This is a genomic window from Sulfurimonas sp., assembly GCF_018698455.1.
GTDB lineage: Bacteria > Campylobacterota > Campylobacteria > Campylobacterales > Sulfurimonadaceae > Sulfurimonas.
In genome coordinates this window covers 1-5,502 of record NZ_JABIOQ010000020.1, presented here as the reverse complement: position 1 = coordinate 5,502, position 5,502 = coordinate 1, and the positions used below count along the sequence as shown (strand labels likewise).

At 30.7% G+C, this 5,502-nt stretch carries 2 protein-coding genes; both read left to right on the top strand.

Translation table 11 applies throughout. From position 1 onward, the window contains the following. Positions 1–285: 285 nt before the first annotated feature. Entirely contained in the window at positions 286–465 is a 180-nt protein-coding gene (locus tag HOG88_RS03010) for a hypothetical protein (protein ID WP_295003012.1), read from the top strand. Then, positions 462–5,282: a RecQ family ATP-dependent DNA helicase gene (locus HOG88_RS03005; protein ID WP_295003010.1), complete on the top strand. Its 4,821-nt coding sequence runs from the start codon at positions 462–464 to the stop codon at positions 5,280–5,282. The genes HOG88_RS03010 and HOG88_RS03005 overlap by 4 nt, the downstream gene beginning before the upstream one ends. Positions 5,283–5,502: the final 220 nt, after the last annotated feature.

Genomic DNA, 5,502 nt, shown 5'->3' with positions numbered 1-5,502 from the left:
GAATACATAAAAACAAAAGAAAAACAGAAAATTGTTAAAGTAAACAATAGTATAAAAATTTCTCAATCAAAACAATTTGAAGAACATTTTTATAATATTTCTACAAAACAAGATAGAAACATCGTTATAATGAATGCACATTTAGATGGATACTGACAAGCGAGTATCGCAAGTTATCTCAATCTTTCTAAATCTTTGATTAGCAAAGTTGTAAAAAGTGGAGATTCATTCACAGGGGTGTAGTTTTCAACTAGAAAACTTATTGAAAAACGAGCTGATGTTATTATGAACTATTGGAGTGATTATCAACAAGCTATGCCATTGTTATTCAAATCTCAGGTTGAAGTTGCTTTAGTAGGACGAAATATAACTGAAGGTAAGATTCTAGATACAGCAATAGAGTCATTATGCAAAAAGAGTGATTATTTGATATATGATAGAGGGCATGAGGCATTCAGTATATGATTTTAGAACCTATTTACATAGATATAGAAGCTACTTTTGATGAAAATATACAAGAAGTTGGTTTAGTTTATAAAGAAGATGAATTAAAAACCAGTTCCATTAAGGAAGCTTTTGAGTATATTAAATATGCTCCTACAGAGTATATTGCTGGTCATAATGTTATCGCTTTTGATAAAAAAATACTAGAAACTAGCTCGATAGGTACCTTGTTACAAAACAAAACCTTTATAGATACTCTTCCTGTTTCCTTACTCCTTTTCAATGAAAAAACATTTCATAATCTTCCTAAGAATTATAAAAGTGAAGATAATTTTTTAAATAATCCAGTTAAAGATGCTAAGCTGTCTAAAGAACTACTATTACGATCAATAGAAAAATTTAAAACATTACCAACCCTACAACGAAATATCCTTTATACATTACTCAAAAATGAAGAAGTATTTAAAGGTTTTTTTGAATTCATAGTACATGAAAATATATTTGAAGAGCTAAGTGCCATTGTACTGCAAGGCTCAATTCTTAATATATTTAAAACTATTATTAGAAGCCCAGATGTTTTAAAAGAAGCATTAGAGCTTCATAGAATTGAGCTTGCTTTTATATTGGCTATAAGGATGCCAGAGCTAGAAGTAAATGCCCAACCTCCTAAAGTTCTATATGATTATAAAGAGATAACATCACTTCAATCACGACTATGTTTTGATTATGAAAGTTCAGTGGATGAGTTAAGTTCAACTGCTGAAGATATTTTTGGATTTGGTACATTTAGAGATTTTCCTCGCCAAGATGCTACTCTTGAAACAGGTGCAATTATTTCTCAAAAAGAGATAGTTACCGCAGCATTAAAAAATGAATCATTTCTTGCCATATTACCTACAGGTGGAGGAAAGACTTTTACATTTTGGCTTCCATCAATTATTAAAGCAAAATCCCTTAAAACACTTACCGTAGTTATCTCCCCACTTCAGGCACTGATAAAAGATCATATGGATAGTTTTCATGAAACGGTAGCCAATTATAAAGCTGTAGCATTGAGTGGTTATATGTCTCCAAGTGAAAGAGCTGATAGTATAGAGAAAGTAGTAAATGGGGATGCAGATATTTTATACTTAGCTCCAGAGAGTCTTAGATCTAATTCAGTATTTAACCTACTCAAAAACCGTGTAATTGAAAGATTTGTTATTGATGAAGCTCACTGTTTATCAACATGGGGTAATGATTTTAGACATGATTATTTTTATATTGGTGCATTTATCAATGACTTATTAAAAGAAAAACCTTTTCAAGAGCATATCCCAGTGTCTTGTTTTACAGCAACAGCTAAACCAAAAGTGATGGATGATATTACGGAGTATATAGAATCTGCTTTAAATCTTAAAATGAATCGTTATATAGCTGTCCCAGAGAGAAAAAATCTTGATTATGAAGGGTATGAGTTAGATGGGGATAAAGCTAAATATACAAATTTATTAGAATTAATCAATACTAAGGAAGGCTCCACTCTAATATATATCCCCTCTTCAACAAAAAAGTGTGATGAAGTAGCGGAACAGTTGGCTTTAGATACTGGTAAAAATGTAAAATCATTTCACTCCAAGCTTGACACAAATATTAAAATGCAAATTCTAAAAGAGTACATAGATGATGATGTAGATATTGTTGTAGCTACAACAGCTTTTGGAATGGGTGTTGATAAACCAAATATAAAGAATGTAATTCATTATGAAATATCTGAATCGTTAGAAAACTACTCTCAAGAAGCAGGTAGAGGTGCTAGAGATCAAAATATTAGAGCTTCATGCCCATTACTATTTTCTCAAAGTGATTTAGATAAGCACTTCACTACATTAACTCGTTCAAAAATAAATCCAGATGAAATCAATGCTATTTTTAGAGTATTGAAAAATGACGGTCGCAATCCAGTTACCTTAACAACAAGAGAGATAGCTTCACAAGCTGGCTGGGATACAGAAGATAAGTCTAGTGATTATGATATGAAAGTAAAAACAGCTTTACTTGAACTTGAGAGAGAAGATTATTTAGAACGCTCTAGAAATAGAGTACAGTATTATGCTGATTCAGTGGCAAAAGACTCTTTAGCAATTTTACAAGAAGAGTATAAAACTAAAGAGTATAGTGAGGATTCTAAAATAAGGTTGTCTCGTGTATTACAGACCTTACTGGGTAGTGGAAAACCAGAAGCTGTTCAACTGGATGAACTAACTGAAGTGCTTGGTTATTCTCATGAACTGGTTACACAATCAGTATTAGAACTCAAAGAGATGAAGATTATTTCAGATGCTAAAGATTTGAGTTTAAAACTAAGTAGAGAGAGTATGAATCTCTATCAAAGCTATGCTCAAATTGAAAAGATATTGTACGAGTATTTAATTAAAGAGCATAGTCATACAGTACGGATGAGCGAATTAAATCAGATACTTCTAGATGATCCAACGCTAAATATTAAAAATGAGAATATTAGCTCCATAATTAAAGTATTGCTTAAAAGTTGGATTGGGTATAAGCACCAGTTTAAATTTAACAGACTAGATAGACAAAAAGATCTTTGGTATTTTGAATTTATAGATGCAAATAGAGTAAAAACTATTATTGATTATAAGCATTATATAGGTTTTAAAACTCTTGAGTATTTATCAACAAACCTTTCACAAAAAAAAGCCACTACAAAAGAAACAGTTGAATTTTCTATGCTCGAACTCCAAAAGGCATTAAATCTAAAAGAGGACCAAAGTTCAAAAATTATTGATAAAGCACTACTACACTTACATGAACTCAGGATACTAGAACTAGGCAACGGTCGATTTATCTATTATGCACCTATGAATATCAAGAAGATGGATAAGATGCTTGCTCCAAATAAAAAATATACAAAGCTTGAGTACAAATCTAGACTTGAACCATACTACCAGAGAAAAATGGAATCTATTCATATAGTTGGTGAATATTCAGAACGACTTATAAAAAATTCTAAACAAGCCCAAGCTTTCATGAAAGATTATTTTACACTTTCATATAGAATGTTTGTCAACAAGTATGGGGAGTTAAAAGAAAAATTTAAAAGACCTATGACAGAGTATCGTTACAATAAAGTTTTCAACACTCTTTCTGATGAACAGAAGAAAGTTATAGACGATAAAGAGTCTCAAGCAATGATGATTCTAGCTGGACCAGGAAGTGGGAAAACAAAAGTTCTTGTGCATAAGATAGCTTCTCTCATCTTACAAGAGGATATTAAAGCTGATCAATTTCTTATGTTGACATACTCTCGTACTGCTATGATGGAATTTAAATCTAGACTTTTTGAGTTAATTGGTCAACTTGCCTATGATATAGATATATTTACATTTCATGGATTCTCTCTTCAACTCATAGGTAGAGAAGCTAGTAGTGATAAGAATATACTGCATAATGTGGTATCTTTAGCTGCACAACAAATTAACGAGAATAAGATAGATATACCTTTTAAAACGGTTGTAGTGCTAGATGAGTATCAAGATATTAATGCGGATGGGTTTGAGTTAATAAAAGCACTATCAAATACTCATGAGAATAAAAAACGATTAATTGCAGTTGGTGATGATGATCAGTGTATCTTGTCTAATGTTAATGGGGCAGATATAGAATTTATCAAAGAATTTGAAACAGAATTTGGACTTAATGATGAAGAGAAAGAATCCTATGCTCAGTATGAACTTTTAACAAACTTTAGAAGCACTCAAAATATCGTAGAGTATTCAAATAAATTTATTCATAATGTTCCTATCAGATACAAACAACATCCTCTAGTTTCTCATTCTAAATATCAAGGTGAAGTTATAATAGTCAATTGTGATTCACAATATTTACAACAGCCAGCAGTTGAACAAGTTAAAGAGCATATTGAAGCGAAGAAAAGTCTTGCAGTGCTCGCGTTTAGTAATAATGAAGTGGCAGATATTTATGCTTTACTTCATGAAGAAGATATTGATGTAAATTACTTATTAGATAATGATGGCTTCAAGTTAAAGAGTTTGGTAGAAATTAGGTTTCTAGATACGCTATTAAAAGATCAAGAGCTTAATGAAAATCTTCTATGGGAATCATATGAAAAAGTAAAACAGCGATATAGTGGATCTAAGAATCTATCTATACTTTACAAGATAGTTAAAGGTTTTATAGATGACCATGAAGTCTATACACCATCCCTTTGGCATATTTACCTAGATGAAATATCCTCTGAGCAACTTATTTCTACTTATAACAAAGTTTTAGTATCTACTATACATAAAGCAAAAGGTAAAGAGTTTGATACTGTTGTTTTAGTAGCTCATAAGATGATACTCAATGATGATTTTATTAGACTCTTTTATGTTGGAATGACACGAGCAAAGAAAAAGCTAATTATTGTTACTGATAATGAATATTTCAAATCTAACTCAACATCATCAGTTGAAAATCTAGTAAATAATAAACAGTATATAGAACCAAGTAAAAAAACTTTTGTAATGGGGTTATCAGGTTTATATATGAGTTTTCAATCTCAGCATGATTCAAAAGGTATTGACCTAATTGCAGGCTCACAGGTATATGTACAAGAGCTAACAAAGAATAAACCATACTATCTCATCCAAAATAATATATTAATCGCTCAGCTATCTAAAAAGATGCAGGATACTATTCTTACTCATGAAGCAAGAGGGTATTCATTATCAGATATTGCAATTGAAAATATTGTTGAGTGGTTTGATGATAAAATTAATAGCTATAGGCAACTTCCATTATGTAGAATATCTATGACAAAGAGAATATTAGAATAATATATAGATTTAAATTTTGAACTTCTTCAACTAGCTACTTTATAAACATCTTCATTATAGTATAGCTAACTTAAAATTACACCCCTGTGAATGAATCTCCACTTTTATGATATAATTTTTAACTATCGACATAATAAAATAAATAAGGATTTTTAATACCTACAAGATTAAGAGTTGATATTGCTGGTTATCATCATGTTATCAATCGTGGTGTAAATCG

Coding starts and splice junctions, on each gene's coding strand:
- HOG88_RS03010 (WP_295003012.1), top strand. CDS start 286: ATGAACTATTGGAGTGATTATCAACAAGCTATGCCATTGTTATTCAAA.
- HOG88_RS03005 (WP_295003010.1), top strand. CDS start 462: ATGATTTTAGAACCTATTTACATAGATATAGAAGCTACTTTTGATGAA.